The organism is Pseudomonas sp. MS15a(2019), assembly GCF_013277805.1.
Classification (GTDB): Bacteria; Pseudomonadota; Gammaproteobacteria; order Pseudomonadales; family Pseudomonadaceae; genus Chryseomonas; species Chryseomonas benzopyrenica.
Genome location: NZ_VBTN01000002.1, coordinates 252,491 through 267,508, shown reverse-complemented (window position 1 = coordinate 267,508; position 15,018 = coordinate 252,491). Strand labels below are relative to the sequence as shown.

General features: G+C 65.8%; 12 protein-coding genes. 2 read left to right on the top strand and 10 right to left on the bottom strand.

The window, feature by feature from the left end:
* Positions 1–89: 89 nt before the first annotated feature.
* Positions 90–713 (top strand): GTP cyclohydrolase II, encoded by a 624-nt coding sequence (gene ribA, locus FEZ61_RS03440; protein WP_017639515.1) that lies wholly within the window; start codon positions 90–92, stop codon positions 711–713.
* A gap of 33 nt (positions 714–746) precedes the next feature.
* On the opposite strand, the gene dxs is transcribed toward ribA, so the two are convergent.
* From dxs to FEZ61_RS03425, 3 genes are all read right to left on the bottom strand, one after another.
* Positions 747–2,678, bottom strand: coding sequence for a 1-deoxy-D-xylulose-5-phosphate synthase (gene dxs / locus FEZ61_RS03435; RefSeq protein WP_173147265.1), 1,932 nt, complete (start codon positions 2,676–2,678; stop codon positions 747–749).
* Between the two features lie 150 nt (positions 2,679–2,828).
* Positions 2,829–3,707 (bottom strand): farnesyl diphosphate synthase, encoded by an 879-nt coding sequence (locus FEZ61_RS03430; protein WP_064308489.1) that lies wholly within the window; start codon positions 3,705–3,707, stop codon positions 2,829–2,831.
* Positions 3,704–3,946: an exodeoxyribonuclease VII small subunit gene (locus FEZ61_RS03425; RefSeq protein WP_064308488.1), complete on the bottom strand. Its 243-nt coding sequence runs from the start codon at positions 3,944–3,946 to the stop codon at positions 3,704–3,706. The genes FEZ61_RS03430 and FEZ61_RS03425 overlap by 4 nt, the downstream gene beginning before the upstream one ends.
* Before the next feature lie 263 nt (positions 3,947–4,209).
* Here FEZ61_RS03425 and ilvA point away from each other — a divergent pair, with 263 nt between their 5' ends.
* Entirely contained in the window at positions 4,210–5,751 is a 1,542-nt protein-coding gene (gene ilvA, locus FEZ61_RS03420; protein WP_173147263.1) for a threonine ammonia-lyase, biosynthetic, read from the top strand.
* A 311-nt stretch (positions 5,752–6,062) separates the two neighbouring features.
* On the opposite strand, the gene FEZ61_RS03415 is transcribed toward ilvA, so the two are convergent.
* The 7 genes from FEZ61_RS03415 to FEZ61_RS03385 all read right to left on the bottom strand — a co-directional run bounded on the left by FEZ61_RS03415 (position 6,063) and on the right by FEZ61_RS03385 (position 15,008).
* The gene (locus FEZ61_RS03415) at positions 6,063–7,124 is read right to left on the bottom strand and encodes a DUF748 domain-containing protein (protein WP_173147261.1); all 1,062 of its coding nucleotides are present in this window, start codon (positions 7,122–7,124) and stop codon (positions 6,063–6,065) included.
* Positions 7,125–7,458: 334 nt separating this feature from the next.
* Positions 7,459–9,648: a TonB-dependent receptor gene (locus tag FEZ61_RS03410; protein WP_173147259.1), complete on the bottom strand. Its 2,190-nt coding sequence runs from the start codon at positions 9,646–9,648 to the stop codon at positions 7,459–7,461.
* A 243-nt stretch (positions 9,649–9,891) separates the two neighbouring features.
* Positions 9,892–10,419: an inorganic diphosphatase gene (gene ppa / locus FEZ61_RS03405; RefSeq protein WP_007161198.1), complete on the bottom strand. Its 528-nt coding sequence runs from the start codon at positions 10,417–10,419 to the stop codon at positions 9,892–9,894.
* A 51-nt stretch (positions 10,420–10,470) separates the two neighbouring features.
* A complete protein-coding gene (locus tag FEZ61_RS03400) occupies positions 10,471–11,307 on the bottom strand; it encodes a M90 family metallopeptidase (protein WP_173147257.1) in 837 nt (278 codons plus the stop codon).
* A 4-nt stretch (positions 11,308–11,311) separates the two neighbouring features.
* Positions 11,312–11,959 (bottom strand): DedA family protein, encoded by a 648-nt coding sequence (locus tag FEZ61_RS03395; RefSeq protein ID WP_017642870.1) that lies wholly within the window; start codon positions 11,957–11,959, stop codon positions 11,312–11,314.
* Positions 11,960–12,134: 175 nt separating this feature from the next.
* Complete coding sequence (adhP, locus tag FEZ61_RS03390) at positions 12,135–13,166, bottom strand: alcohol dehydrogenase AdhP (protein ID WP_173147255.1); 1,032 nt, start codon at positions 13,164–13,166, stop codon at positions 12,135–12,137.
* Positions 13,167–13,487: 321 nt separating this feature from the next.
* Complete coding sequence (locus FEZ61_RS03385; RefSeq protein ID WP_173147253.1) at positions 13,488–15,008, bottom strand: aldehyde dehydrogenase family protein; 1,521 nt, start codon at positions 15,006–15,008, stop codon at positions 13,488–13,490.
* Between the last annotated feature and the right edge of the window lie 10 nt (positions 15,009–15,018).

Here is a 15,018-nt window from a genome sequence, read left to right as displayed (position 1 = left end):
GTTACGTGTCGACGTCATAACCCCTGGCGATGACGCCGGGCCCGGGGAAAAGGTTACAATGTACGTCTTTCCCCGCCAGGAGCCCGCAGGTGTCCGTCGTCTTTGTCGCCGCCTCCCAACTGCCCACCCCCTTCGGCCTGTTCACCATGCACGGTTTCCTCGACGAGACCGATGGCAAGGAGCACGTCGCCCTGACCTTCGGTGACGTGGCCGATGGCGAGCCGGTGCTGGGCCGACTGCATTCCGAATGCCTGACCGGCGATGCGCTGTTCAGCCTGAGATGCGACTGCGGTTTCCAGCTGGAAGCGGCGCTGCGCGCCATCGCCGAGGCCGGGCGTGGCGTGCTGCTCTATCTGCGCCAGGAAGGGCGCGGCATCGGCCTGCTCAACAAGATCCGCGCCTATGAGCTGCAGGATGCCGGGGCCGATACCGTCGAAGCCAACGAGCGCCTGGGCTTTGGCGCCGACCAGCGCACCTATGCCCTGTGCAAGCCGATGCTCGAACACCTGGGCGTCACTGCGCTGCGGCTGATGACCAACAATCCGCGCAAGGTGAAGGCGCTCGAGGTGCTGGGCATTCCGGTCGCCGAGCGGGTGCCCCTGCAGGAAGGCCTCAATCCGCACAACCGCCGCTATCTGCTGACCAAGGCCGGTAAGCTCGGCCACATGCTCGGCAATCTGCATCAGAACGAAGACATGGAAAAGGCGCCCTAGGGCGCCTTTTTACTGGCCAGTGGCTGGTTGCGCTCAGGCTTCCTTGCGCAGACCGGCCGGGGTCAGATCCGCCAGCGCCAGGCGCGCCCGTACCGCACGCTCGATGCCGGCTTCATCGAGGCCGCACTCGGCCAGCATGTCGGCCGGCTTGGCGTGTTCGATGTAGCTGTCCGGCAGGCCCAGGTTGAGCACGGGCTGGACCAGGGCATTGGCCTGCAGGAATTCGTTGACCGCACTGCCGGCGCCGCCCATGACGCTGTTTTCCTCGACCGTGACCAGCAGGTCGTGGTCGGCGGCGAACTGGCGGATCAGGGCCTCGTCCAGCGGCTTGACGAATCTCATGTCGGCCACGCTGGCGTCCAGGCGCTCGGCGACCTGCAGGGCTTCGGCCAGTTGCACGCCAAACACCAGGAAGCCGACCTTGGGGCCGCTCTTCAGGCTGGTCTGACGACGCACCACGCCTTTACCGATAGGCAGGGGCTCCAGGCCCGGATCCAGGGCGGCGTTGGGGCCGCTGCCGCGCGGGTAGCGCACCGCGGCCGGGCCCTGGTGGCGATAGCCGGTGGTGAGCAGGCGGCGCAGCTCGTTTTCGTCGCTGGGCGCCATGATCACCATGCCAGGGATGCAACGCAGGTAGGACAGGTCGAAGCTGCCCGCGTGGGTCGGGCCGTCTTCGCCCACCAGGCCAGCGCGGTCGATGGCGAAGAGCACATCCAGATTCTGCACCGCCACGTCGTGGATCAGCTGGTCGTAGCCGCGTTGCAGGAAGGTGGAGTAGATGGCCACCACCGGCTTCATGCCGTCGCAGGCCAGACCGGCGGCCAGGGTCACCGCGTGCTGCTCGGCGATGGCCACGTCGAAGTAGCGTTCGGGATAGCGTTCGGCGAAGCGGATCAGGTCGGAGCCTTCCTTCATCGCCGGGGTGATGCCCACCAGTTTGGCATCGACGGCGGCCATGTCGCACAGCCAGTCCCCAAAGATGTTGGAGTACTTGGGCGCACCCGGGCGCTTGGGCTTGGCGTCCAGCGGCTCCAGCTTGGTGATGGCGTGGTAGCTGATGGGATCGGCCTCGGCGATGGACAGGCCCTTGCCCTTGCGAGTGATCACATGGAGGAATTGCGGACCCTTGGCATCGCGCAGGTTGCGCAGGGTGGTGACCAGGGTCGGCAGGTCATGGCCGTCGATGGGGCCGATGTAGTTCCAGCCCAGCTCCTCGAACAGGGTGCCGGGCACCAGCATGCCCTTGGCGGCCTCTTCGGTACGGCGGGCGATTTCCCAGGCACCGGGCAGCTTGGAGAGGGCCTTCTTGCCGTTTTCGCGCAGGTGCTGGTAGGTACGGCTGGAGAGCAGCCGCGCCAGGTAGTTGGACAGGCCACCGACGTTGCGCGAGATGGACATGTCGTTGTCGTTGAGTACTACCAGCATGTTGGCGCCGGTGTCCGAGGCGTGGTTGAGCGCCTCGAAGGCCATGCCCGCGGTAAGGGCGCCGTCGCCGATCACCGCGACCGACTTGCGCTCGATACCCTGCAACTGGGCGGCGATGGCCATGCCCAGGGCGGCGCCGATGGAGGTGCTGGAGTGACCGACGCCAAAGGTGTCGTACTCGCTCTCGCTGCGCCGTGGGAAGGCGGCCAGGCCGTCCTTGTGGCGCAGGCTGGCCATGCCTTCGCGGCGGCCGGTGAGGATCTTGTGCGGATAGGCCTGGTGGCCGACGTCCCACACCAGCCGGTCTTCCGGGGTGTTGAAGACGTAGTGCAGGGCCACGGTCAATTCGATGACACCCAGGCCGGCGCCGAAGTGACCGCCGGTCTGGCCCACGGTCCACAAGAGAAAGGCGCGCAGTTCGTCGGCGACGGCGTCCAACTCGGCGTCACCGAGCTGGCGCAGTTGCACCGGCGAGTCGATGCGGTCGAGCAGGGGCGTCGCGGGACGCTGGCGGGGAATCTCGTGAAACGTCTTGGGCATCTGGCTGATCACTTTGCGCAGAGAATTAGGCAGTTTACCCGATGCCCGCGTGGCATCCCAACAGCGGGCAGGGCGTCTTGTTATGCCCCTGTGACAACGGACCCGGGGGCAAATGCGGCCCGGGTCACGAGTTTTTCCGCTGAAGCGCGTCTAGCTACGTCGTTCCACGATATAGCGGGCCAGGGCGCGTAGGGGTTCAGCCGGCTCACCCAGGGGCTCGATGGCCGCCAGGGCGGTGTCGCGCAGTTCCAGGGCATAGGCCTTGGCCGCGTCCAGCCCGAGCAGCGCCGGGTAGGTCGGTTTGTCGCGGGCGAGGTCGGCACCCTGGCGTTTGCCCAGGGTCTGGGTATCGCTCTCGATGTCGAGCACGTCGTCCCAGACCTGGAAGGCCAGGCCGATGGCCTCGGCATAGCGGGCCAGGGCGTCGCGCTCGGCGGCACCGGCGGCTTCGCTGGCCAGGGCGCCGAGCTGCACGCTGGCGGCGATCAGGGCGCCGGTCTTGTGCAAATGCATGGTCTCCAGCGCCGGCTGATCGATGCGCCGGCCGACCGATTCCAGATCGATGGCCTGACCGCCGACCATGCCCGCCGGACCGCTGGCGCGGGCCAGCACCGCGACCATCTCCAGCCGCACCGCGGCGTCCTGGGGCGCCGCCAGCAGGGTCTCGAAGGCCAGGGTCTGCAGGCCGTCGCCGGCAAGGATGGCGCAGGCCTCGTCATAGGCCTTGTGGGTGGTGGGCCGGCCGCGGCGCAGGTCGTCGTCGTCCATGGCCGGCAGGTCGTCGTGGACCAGGGAATAGGCGTGGATCAGCTCTACCGCGCAGGCGGCCTGGTCGGCGCGCGCCGGATCGCCACCCAGGGCTTCGCAGGCGGCATAGACCAGCAACGGCCGTACCCGCTTGCCGCCACCCATGACGCTGTAGGCCATGGCGGCATAGAGCCGGGCGAGTTCGGCGCGGGGCGCGCTGAAGAGCGGGGCGAGAGCGGTGTCGACGCGGGTCTGGCAGCGTTGCTGGTAGGCCTCGATCATGCGTCGTCCCCGACCGGGGCGAAGGGGGCGGCGGTGAGTTCGCCGTCCTTTTCCAGCAGGATCTGCACCTTCTGCTCGGCTTGGGCCAGGGCGCCCTGGCATTCGCGGGTCAGGCGGATGCCCTGTTCGAAGGCGCCGAGGGAGTCCTCCAGGGACAGCTCGCCGCTCTCCAGGCGTTCCACCAGGGTCTGCAGTTCGGCCAGGGATTGTTCGAAGTCGGGAGCTTTCTTGCGGGCCATCGGGATTCTCGGCAGAGGCGATCGGGTCGCGGGAAGTGGGCAACAGGTTAGCCATTGTGCCACAGCCATCGGCGCCGCTTGACGCCATGCCCGGCCAGGCCCTAGGGTAGCGGTCATGAAAACGCGCAGCCCTCAACGCCCCAGCATTATTACCGCCATTACCTGATGGCGGGACAGCGTTAGCTGCGCAACCAGACCCGCCCAAGAGGCGGGTTTGTACTTTCTGACTCCTGGGCCCCGACGAAACACCCCAGGAGCCCGCCATGACCGTCCAGGAACCCGCCACCGATCTCTTGCAGCGCTATGCCCGCAAGATCCTCGAAGCCCCCGTCTACGACGTGGCCATCGAGACGCCCCTGCAACCAGCCCGGGCGCTGTCCGAACGGCTGGGCTGCCAGGTGCTGCTCAAGCGCGAAGACCTGCAGCCGGTGTTCTCCTTCAAGATCCGCGGCGCCTATACCAAGCTGGCCAGTCTCTCGACCGAGGAAAAGGCTCGCGGCGTCATCGCCGCCAGCGCCGGTAACCATGCCCAGGGCCTGGCCCTGGCGGCCCGCGAACTGGGCGTGCGGGCGATCATCGTCATGCCGCGGACCACCCCGGAACTCAAGGTCATCGGCGTCCAGTCCCGTGGTGGCGAGGTGGTGTTGCATGGCGATGCCTTTCCCGAGGCCCTGGCCGAGGCCTTGCGCCTGGCCGAGGAGCAGGGCTACACCTTCGTCCCGCCCTATGACGATCCCGACGTCATCGCCGGCCAGGGCACCGTGGCCATGGAGATCCTGCGCCAGCACCCCGGGCGCCTGGACGCCATCTTCGTCCCCGTGGGGGGGGGCGGCCTGATCGCCGGTATCGCCGCCTATGTGAAATACCTGCGCCCCGAGATCAAGGTCATAGGCGTCGAGCCGGACGACTCCAACTGCCTGCAGCAGGCCATGGCGGCTGGCGAGCGAGTGGTCTTGCCGCGAGTCGGGCTGTTCGCCGATGGCGTGGCCGTGGCCCAGATCGGCCACCATACCTTCGAGATCTGCCGGCGCTATGTGGACGAGGTGATCACCGTCAGCAGCGACGAGATCTGCGCGGCGATCAAGGACATCTACGACGACACCCGCTCCATCACCGAACCGGCTGGCGCCCTGGGCGTGGCCGGGATCAAGAAGTACGCCGAGCGCGCGGGCGGTGGCGGCCAGGTGCTGGTGGCCATCGATTCCGGCGCCAACGTCAACTTCGACCGCCTGAGACACGTGGCCGAACGCGCCGAACTGGGCGAGCAGCGCGAAGCCATCATCGCCGTGACCATCCCCGAGCGGCCGGGCAGCTTTCGGGCCTTCTGCGAGGCCCTGGGCCGGCGGCAGATCACCGAATTCAACTATCGCTACCACACCGGCCAGGAAGCCCATATCTTCGTCGGCGTCCAGACCCACCCCCAGCGCGATCCACGTGAGGCCTTGCTGCAGGGGCTGCGCGACCAGGGTTTTCCGGTGCTGGACCTGACCGACAACGAACTGGCCAAGCTGCACATCCGCCACACCGTGGGTGGCCATGCCATGCGGGTCGACCAGGAACAGGTGTTCCGCTTCGAATTCCCCGAGCGACCCGGGGCGCTGTTCGATTTCCTTGAAAAGCTAGGCGGCCGCTGGAACATCAGCATGTTCCACTACCGCAACCACGGCGCGGCGGACGGGCGGGTATTCGCGGCGCTGGAGGCCAGTCACGCCGAGCGGGGCGAGCTGTTGGCGACCCTGGATGCCATCGGCTATCGCTATTGGGACGAGACGGACAATCCGGCGTATCGGTTGTTTATCGGGTAAGGGTGATGGTGTTGGGCTTCGCTGCGCTCAACGCCAACCTACGGGCAGAGTGGATCACGGCGCGGCCTTATCCACCGTTGGCATCACTGACAGTCCCGCCCGTTGGGCTTCGCTGCGCTCAGCGCCAACCTACGGGTAGGGTGGATTATGGTGCGGCCTTATCCACCGCTCGCGTCCGTGTACGTCAGTGGAAAACGCTGCGGGGTCCAACCGCTCCCTCTCCCTCTGGGAGAGGGCTGGGGTGAGGGTGGCCGGACGCCAGAAATCAAGCTGTTGGGCTTCGCTGTGCTCAGCGCCAACCTACGAAAGCGTCAATCCGCGTCATATCTAGCACTGAAGGCCTGGACGAAGGCATTGCGCAGGATATTGAAGAAGGCCTGCAACGGGCTGATGTCCTGGTTCTTCACGCTGCCCGAGAGATCCACCCGGGTGGCGAACTGGTCGCGCGGCTGGTTCTTGAGCAGGGTCTGGGCGGTGCCTACCACGGCTTCCCAGGCGCTCTCCAGGGCGTTCTTGTTGCGATTCTCGACATCCTGTTGCCAGTCGAAGATATCGACGTTCTTCATCAGTGGTTTGACGTAGCCACTGAGCTGGCCGTCCACCGCCTTGGCCTCCACCACCACGTCGCCGCTGCCGGCGCGGAAATCGAACTTGCCGTAGGCACGGGCGAAGTCGTTGAGCTTGGGCAGGTCGATGTCGGTGACTCTCAGGCGGAAATCGAAGTCGGTGAAGTCCTTGAAGGGATCGAAGCGGGCGCTGGCTTCCAGGGGCGCGCTGCCGAGGATGGCGGCCTTGCCTTCGAAGTGGGCGATGCGTTCGCCCTGGGCGTCGGCGGCGTTGGTCAGGTTGTAGAGGCTGGCGTTGACGTCGGTGGCCGCCAGGTTCACCTGGGGCTTGGAGTTGAAGTTGCGAAAGGTCACCCGCCCGTTCACCACCCGCACCTCGTCGAGGGTGATGGAGATCAGCTTGTCCACCTGGTCCTGCCAGTCGGTGCCTTCACCGGTCTGCGACTGCTCCTTGCGCGCACCGCCGTCGACGAAGTTGAGTTCGGGGCGATCAAAGACGAGGCGCCCGACGATGGCATGGTCCTGCCACAGCGAACGCCAGCTCACCGCGATATCGATGCTGGGCGCCTTGAGAAAGGGCACCGGCACCTTGCCGTTGACCTTGACGATCTCCAGCCCCTCGATGCGATAGGCGCCGCGCCACCAGGCCAGGTCCACGTCGGTGATCTGGCCACGATAGTCGCCCATGTCCGCCAGCTTGTCGTTGAGGTAATGGCGGATCAACAGCGGCGCGGCGAGGTGCAGGCACAGCAGCAGGACGACCAAGCCGATGAGGAAGTAAAGAGGCAGACGCAGACGGCGGGACATGATGGCGACTCGGGGCGGACTCTTCCTCGGTCGACCCTGAGTAACGGGCCTGAGTTTCTCGTGAGTTTGCCTGGCGGGCTGACTCAGGACGCCGACATGGGCGAAAGGCTCTGCCTGGGCGGCTTGCATCCGTACCGGTCGTCGCTCCGCTGCGCCTGGTTATGAGCTACTCGAACGGCAGACGCAAAAAAGCCGGCTTGTGGCCGGCTTTCGAGGGCGGGTTGAGCTGATTTTTGGTGAGCCCGGCCCGCCCGGGTTGCCCTTGCCGGGCAGATGAAGGATGCGCTGCTGAGGCGGCGCGTGGCGGCTGGCGGTGGGCCAGAACGCCTGTCGATCAGAAGTCCAGGGTGGCGGACACCTTGAGGGTGCGCGGATCGCCCTGGGTCAGGTAACCGCCAAAGGCGGATTCCCAATAGGCCTTGTTGGCCACGTTCTCGACGTTGGCGCGCAGGGTAACGTCTTTTTGCTCGACTTTGAAGCGATAACGCGCACCAAGGTCGACGCGGGTCCAGGCCGGAATGCTCAGGTTGTTGGCCGCATCGGCGTATTGGCCGCCGGTGCGCAGCAAGCGGCCGTTGAGCGCCACCCCTGCAAGGCCTGGTACATCCCAGTCGGCGCCGAGGTTGTACTGGAAGCGCGGTACGCCGATGGCACGATTGCCGTCGTTGCTGCCGTTCTGGGTGCCCTTGAGCTCGGTGTCCATGAAGGTGGCGCCCGCCAGCAGACGCAGTCCCAGCAGGGGTTCGCCGAAGACGTTCAGCTCGAGGCCACGGTTTTCCTGTTCACCGTCGCGAATGTAGCGATTGCCTTGGGAGTAGCCGTCCGCTGGTTGTTCGATGCGGTAAACACCCAGGGTTGCTCCGAAGGTACCCTGGTCGTACTTGATACCGGCCTCGGTCTGCTTGGAGCGCGCCGGCGAAAACACCTGGCCGGCGTTCAGCAGCGGGGTGCTGCCATTCCGGGTAGGCGCGGTCGGCCCTTGCGCCAGGCCCTCGATGCGGTTGGCGTACAGCGAGAGTTCATCGGTCAGCTTGTAGACGACGCCATAGATCGGGGTGGTGATGGACTCGTCGTACTTTGAGGTCCGCGGGCCGTCGCCATAGGCGTAGCCCTGAACCAGCAGGGACTGGCGGCGAACGCCGACCGTGGTCAGCAGACGGTCGTCGAAGAAGCCCAGGGTATCGGACAGCGCGAGGCTCTGGTTGGTGGTCTTGCCGGTGGTGCCTGGATCGTGCAGATCCCCCCCTATGAATTGACCGAATCGCGGATAGGCGACAGCTACTGGGTGGTCCAGATTGCTCGCGCCCGCAGGGAAGGCGAAGTCGTAGGCGTTCTTCTGCTCCGTCCAGATGCTGGACGCGCCCAGGGCGATCTGGTGGCTGACGGGGCCGGTCTGCAGGCTGCCATTCAGGCCGGTCATGACGGTGCGGGAGTCGTCATCGTGGGGGATCTTCGACCCGCCGATGGTGAGATTGCCCGCCTCATCATTCAGGGTAGCGCTGCCATAGGTCCCGTTCTCGCGAGTGTGCTTGCCGCCCACGGCCAGATACGCGGTCCAGTTGTCACTCAGGTCGTACTCGCCGCGCACCATGCCGAAGGTGTCTTCCAGCTGGGTACGGGTCCAGGGCGCGTTGTAGTTGGTGTCGGACGAGGGCGCATGGGGCAGGTGGGTGAGGCCGCTGCCGAGTAGCAGGCTGTCGCGGCCGCCATTGACCACTTGCTTCTGGTAGCCGAAATCGGTGGAGAGGCGGAAATTGTCACCGCGGTAGTCCAAGCCGGCGACGAACAGCTTGGATCTCTGGCTCTCGTCGTCGATGGCGGTATCGCCTTCACGCTGCATCAGGTTGAGGCGGGCGCCGAAGCGGTTGTCGGCACCGAAGCGCTGGCCGAGGTCGAGGTGCTGACCCAGGCGGCCATCAGAGGTGTAGTCGACGGTGTAGCTGCGGGTCGGTGTGTCCTGGGCGCGCTTGGGCTGCAGGTTGACCGCGCCGCCGATGCCGGAGCCGGTAGGTGTCACGCCATTGATGAAGGCGTTGGGGCCCTTGAATACCTCGACCCGCTCCAGGGCCTCGGTGGCGATGATCTGCCGCGGCATGACGCCATAGAGGTTGTTGAAGGAGATGTCATCGCCGGTCAGCTTGTAGCCACGAATGACGAAATTCTGCGACTGGTTGGCATAGCCGCTGTACTGGCGCACCGAGGCGTCGTTGCTCAGCACCTCGCCGATGGTCTGGGCCTGCTGGTCCTGGATCAGCTTGGCGGTGTAGCTGGTGACGCTGAAGGGCACGCTCATGTTGTCCTGATTGCCCAGCACGCCCAGCTTGCCCCCGGTCGCCACCTGGCCACCGGTGTAGGCGGGCGGCGGAGCGTCCTTGGGCGCCTCGGTGGCAGTCACCGTGGTGGAGTCCAGTTGCACGGTGTCGCCGTTGGTTTGCGCCAGGGCGGGCGCGCCGGTGACGGCGCTCAGGGCGGCGATGGCCAGGACGAGGGGCGAGAACGGGAAGACAAAGCGCGAGCGAGCCATGACGAGCGAATCCTGTATTGACGGCCGGGGGCTCGAAGTCGCTGCCAGGACGACAGGATCACGAGTGGGAAGCGATCCTATTCGGTTATGATAACTGTTATCGTTAATTCGGATGAGCGTCATCTTTGCGCCGACTAACGCTAGCGCGATAACCTTTTCTGCAGCGGCAATGGATGCCGTCGGCCACGTGGCGAGCGGGCACAAAAAAGCCCGGCGAACCGGGCTTTTCGACAGCGGCGTGGATCAGCCCTTGTAGGCGGCCACGGCCTTGGTGATCTCGGCGCGGGCGGCGTCGGCGTCGCCCCAGCCTTCGACCTTGACCCACTTGCCCTTCTCCAGATCCTTGTAGTTCTCGAAGAAGTGCTTGATCTGTTCCAGCAGCAGGGCCGGCAGGTCGGTGTATTCCTTCACGTCCTTGTACAGGACGCTCAGCTTGTCGTGGGGGACGGCGATCAGCTTGGCGTCACCGCCGGCTTCGTCGGTCATGTGCAGCACGCCGACCGGACGGGCGCGGATCACGGCGCCGGGAGCGACCGGGTAGGGAGTCACGACCAGCACGTCCAGGGGGTCGCCATCGTCGGCCAGGGTGTTGGGGATGTAGCCGTAGTTGGCCGGGTAGAACATGGGGGTGGCCATGAAACGGTCGACGAAGAGGGCGTCGCTGTCCTTGTCGATCTCGTATTTGATCGGCGCGTGGTTGGCCGGAATCTCGATGGCGACGTAGATGTCGTTCGGCAGGTCTTTGCCGGCGGGAATCTTGCTGTAGCTCATGAACGGGTCCCTCTGGTCGGTTGGGAAAAGTGGCCGGGAGTATAGGCGCTTTCAGATCGGGGTTCGAGCCTCGGACCCCGGGGGTGTCGGCTGTGGCACGCTCGCCAGGCTGGCGGCGAGACGCTGGCGCGGATCCTGGCGGAACAGCTGCTGCAGCTGCTCGTACACCGCTGGATAGTGCTCGCTGAGCAGGTCGGGGGCGCTGAAGAAGTACTCGCAGGCGACGGCGAAGAATTCCTCGGGGCTTTCCGCCGCATAGGGGTCGAGGACAGTCTGCGCATCCGGATCGGCATCGAGCTGGCGATTGAGGTCGTCGTAGGCGCTCTGCAAGGCGCTGGTCCAGGCGGCCTGGGGCATGTCCTCGTGCAGCGGCGGCTGGCCATTGCACAGGCCACCGGCGAGCAGGTCGATGAGGTGGGCGAATTCGTGGATGACCAGATTGTAGGCCTCCCAGCCGCCACTGGCCTGGATGCCGGGCCAGGCCAGCACCACCTGGCCGCGATCCCAGGCTTCGCCGTCGCGTTCCTCGTCCCACTCGTGTTCCAGGCCACCTTCGTCGCGATGGCGCTGCGGACTGACGAAGGCGTCCGGGTAGACGACGATCTCGCGGACATTGGGATAGAGCGCCGCTTCCGGCAGGTGCAGCAGCGGCAGCAGGGCCTGGGCGGCCAGCAGCAGGCGGTCGCCGTCGTCCAGTTCAAGACCCTGGAGCAGGGTGAGGCGCTTCTCGGCGAGAAACAGCACGCAGTGCTCGCGGAGCCAGGTGTCCTCGGCGGCACTCAGGCCATCGAGGAGCGGCAGGCGCTGACGCAGGCGCGCCCAGAGTTCATCGGCGATGGTGACCCGCTCCAGCAGGCGCCGCTCGCGCCAGGCGCGCCAGAAGCCCAAGGGCTCAGACTCCGCTCTGGACTGCGGCGCGCCGGCTCTTGATCAGGCCGAGGATCATCGGCAGCAGGGAGATGCCGATGATGGCCAGCACCATCAGGGTGAGATTCTGCTTGATGAAGGGCACGTTGCCGAAGAAGTAGCCCAGACTCACCAGACCGCCGACCCAGAGCAGCGAGCCGAGCACGCTGTAGCCGAGAAAGTAGGGGTAGTGCATGCGCCCGACCCCGGCGACGAAGGGGGCGAAGGTACGGATGATGGGCAGGAAGCGCGCCAGGGTGATGGTCTTGCCGCCGTGGTGCTCGTAGAAGGCCTGGGTGCGCAGCAGGTAGTCGCGGCGGAACACCTTGGAGTGGGGATTGCTGAACAGCTTGTCGCCGGCGAAGCGGCCGATCAGGTAATTGGTGCTGTCGCCCGTCACCGCAGCGAACATCAGCAGGCCGGCCAGCAGATAGGGGTCCATGTCGCCCAGAGCGGATAAAGCGCCGGCGATGAACAAAAGGGAGTCGCCAGGCAGGAAGGGCATGACCACCAGACCTGTCTCGCAAAAGATCACGGCGAAGAGGATGACGTAGATCCAGGTGCCGTACTGGGCTACCAACCCGCTGAGATAGACGTCGAGGTGCAGGATCAGATCGATCGGGTTGAATTCCATGGAGCGTGCCTACCGTGGTTGCGAGGGTCCGACGGCGATTATAAAGGCAGCCGGGACCGGGTTTTGTGGCCTGGTCGAGATCGGCGCCGGGAAAAAACGCCAGCCGCTCAGAGGTCACGGTAGGGCAAAGGTTCACTCCCGTGGCGTGGCAGCCACGGGAGTGGGGTGCTGGTTCTCAGCCCAGCGCCATGTCGATCACCACTCGGCCCTCGATGCCGCCTTCATGCATGCGGGCGAAGATGTCGTTGATGTTCTCCAGCGGCTCGGCGCTCACCGTGGCCTTGACCTTGCCTTCGCCGGCGAAGTCCAGCGCCTCCTGCAGGTCCAGGCGAGTGCCGACGATGGAGCCTCGTACCGTGGTGCCGTTGAGCACCATATCGAAGATCGACAGCGGGAAGTCACCCGGCGGCAGGCCGTTGAGGGCGATGGTGCCACCGCGACGGGTCATGCCGATGGCCTGTTCGAAGGCCTTGGGCGAAACCGCCGTGACCAGAGCGCCGTGGGCACCGCCGATCTCCTGCTTCAGGTAGGCCGCCGGATCCTGCTCGCGGGCGTTGACCGTGACCTCGGCGCCCAGCCGGCGGGCGAGGTCGAGCTTCCGGTCGTCCACATCCACCGCCGCCACGTTCAGGCCCATGGCCTGGGCGTACTGCACCGCCATGTGGCCGAGGCCGCCGATGCCGGAGATCACCACCCAGTTGCCCGGGCGGGTGTCGGTCATCTTCAGGCCCTTGTAGACGGTGACCCCGGCGCAGAGGATGGGCGCGATCTCGACGAAGCCGACGTTGTCCGGCAGGCGGCCGACGTAGCCGGCATCGGCCAGGGTGTATTCGGCGAAGCCGCCGTTCACCGAGTAGCCGGTGTTCTGCTGGGATTCACAGAGGGTCTCCCAGCCGCCCAGGCAGTGCTCGCAATGGCCACAGGTGGAATACAGCCAGGGCACCCCGACCCGGTCGCCTTCCTTGACATGGGTGACCCCGGCGCCCACCGCCACCACATGACCGACGCCTTCGTGACCGGGGATGAAGGGCGGATTGGGCTTGACCGGCCAATCGCCCTGGGCGGCATGCAAATCGGTGTGGCAGACGCCACTGGCGGCGATCTTGACCAGTACCTGGCCGGCGCCTGGGGTAGGCACCTCGACTTCGCGGAATTCCAGGGGTTTGCCAAAGGCGGTGACGACAGCGGCTTTCATTGTTTTGGGCATGACGAGTCCCTCATGGATGCATGATGCGTGGATGAAGCCAGACGGGGCCTGCGCCGGGACGCACCTGTCCACCGCGAGTGGCCGTTGCCTCTAGCGTCGGCCACCCACGGGGACGGGTGTTGATCCAGGTCAGGTGGGAGGCGCGTCCCTACTTCCTGCTGAGGCGCGCCATCCAGGCGTCGGCACCGATCACGAACTGCCGCGCTTCGGCCAAACTGCGTTGGAAATAGCCTCGGAATGCTCATTTACGCTGAGTAAACTGCGCTTGCTTGCCTATTTCCGCCTTGTTTGGCTCTAGCGCACCAGCCCGTGATTCGGCACCTAAAAGAAGCCCAGCGGATTGATGTCGTAGCTGACCAGCAGATTCTTGGTCTGCTGGTAGTGGTCGAGCATCATCTTGTGGGTTTCACGGCCGACGCCGGATTTCTTGTAGCCGCCGAAGGCGGCGTGGGCGGGATAGAGGTGGTAGCAGTTGGTCCAGACGCGGCCGGCCTTGATGCCGCGACCCATGCGGTAGGCGCGGTTGATGTCGCGGGTCCAGACGCCGGCGCCGAGGCCGAACTCGGTATCGTTGGCGATGGCCAGGGCCTCGGCTTCGTCCTTGAAGGTGGTGACGCCGATCACCGGGCCGAAGATCTCTTCCTGGAAGACGCGCATCTTGTTGTGGCCCTTGAGCAGGGTCGGCTGGATGTAATAGCCGCTGGCCAGGTCGCCCTGCAGCTTCTCGACGTTGCCGCCGGTGAGGAATTCGGCGCCTTCCTGACGGGCGATCTCCAGGTAGGAGACGATCTTCTCGAATTGCTGCTGGGAAGCCTGGGCGCCGACCATGGTCTCGGTATCCAGCGGATCGCCACGCTTGATCTGGGCGATCTTCTTCATCACCGCTTCCATGAAGGGGGCGTAGATGGATTCCTGCACCAGGGCGCGGGACGGGCAGGTGCAGACCTCGCCCTGGTTGAAGAAGCCCAGCACCAGACCTTCCGCGGCCTTCTCGATGAAGCTCGGCTCGGCCTGCATGATGTCTTCGAAGTAGATGTTGGGCGACTTGCCGCCCAGCTCCACGGTGCTGGGAATGATGTTCTTGGCCGCGCAGGAGAGGATGTGCGAACCCACCGGGGTGGAGCCGGTAAAGGCGATCTTGGCGATGCGGGTGCTGGTGGCCAGGGCCTCGCCGGCCTCCTTGCCATAGCCCTGCACCACGTTGAGCACACCGGGCGGCAGCAGGTCGCCGACGATCTCGGCGAACAGGGTGATGGACAGCGGCGTCTGCTCGGCGGGCTTGAGCACCACGCAGTTGCCGGCGGCCAGCGCCGGGGCCAGCTTCCAGGCGGCCATCAACAGCGGGAAGTTCCAGGGGATGATCTGGCCGACCACGCCCAGTGGCTCGTGGAAGTGATAGCTGGCGGTGTTGTCGTTGATCTCGGCGGCGCTGCCTTCCTGGGCGCGGATGCAGCCGGCGAAGTAGCGGAAGTGGTCGGCGGCCAGGGGCACGTCGGCGTTGAGCGTCTCACGCACCGCCTTGCCGTTGTCCCAGGTTTCGGCGACGGCCAGTTTTTCCAGGTTCTGTTCGATGCGGTCGGCGATCTTGAGCAGGATCAGCGAGCGGTCCTGCACCGAGGTGCGGCCCCAGGCATCGGCGGCGGCGTGGGCGGCGTCCAGGGCGCGTTCGATGTCGGCGGCGTCGGAACGGGGGAATTCACCGATCACCGAGCCGTTCACCGGGGAGGTGTTGGTGAAGTACTGGCCTTTCACCGGGGCGACGAATTCGCCGCCGATGTAGTTGCCGTAGCGGGCCTGCAGGGTCAGCAAGGCGTCTTGGGTGCCGGGAGCTGCGTAGCGCATGGTGGGTCTC

Coding starts and splice junctions, on each gene's coding strand:
- dxs (WP_173147265.1), bottom strand. CDS start 2,678: ATGCCCAAGACGTTTCACGAGATTCCCCGCCAGCGTCCCGCGACGCCC.
- FEZ61_RS03430 (WP_064308489.1), bottom strand. CDS start 3,707: ATGATCGAGGCCTACCAGCAACGCTGCCAGACCCGCGTCGACACCGCT.
- FEZ61_RS03425 (WP_064308488.1), bottom strand. CDS start 3,946: ATGGCCCGCAAGAAAGCTCCCGACTTCGAACAATCCCTGGCCGAACTG.
- ilvA (WP_173147263.1), top strand. CDS start 4,210: ATGACCGTCCAGGAACCCGCCACCGATCTCTTGCAGCGCTATGCCCGC.
- FEZ61_RS03415 (WP_173147261.1), bottom strand. CDS start 7,124: ATGTCCCGCCGTCTGCGTCTGCCTCTTTACTTCCTCATCGGCTTGGTC.
- FEZ61_RS03410 (WP_173147259.1), bottom strand. CDS start 9,648: ATGGCTCGCTCGCGCTTTGTCTTCCCGTTCTCGCCCCTCGTCCTGGCC.
- ppa (WP_007161198.1), bottom strand. CDS start 10,419: ATGAGCTACAGCAAGATTCCCGCCGGCAAAGACCTGCCGAACGACATC.
- FEZ61_RS03395 (WP_017642870.1), bottom strand. CDS start 11,959: ATGGAATTCAACCCGATCGATCTGATCCTGCACCTCGACGTCTATCTC.
- adhP (WP_173147255.1), bottom strand. CDS start 13,166: ATGCCCAAAACAATGAAAGCCGCTGTCGTCACCGCCTTTGGCAAACCC.
- FEZ61_RS03385 (WP_173147253.1), bottom strand. CDS start 15,008: ATGCGCTACGCAGCTCCCGGCACCCAAGACGCCTTGCTGACCCTGCAG.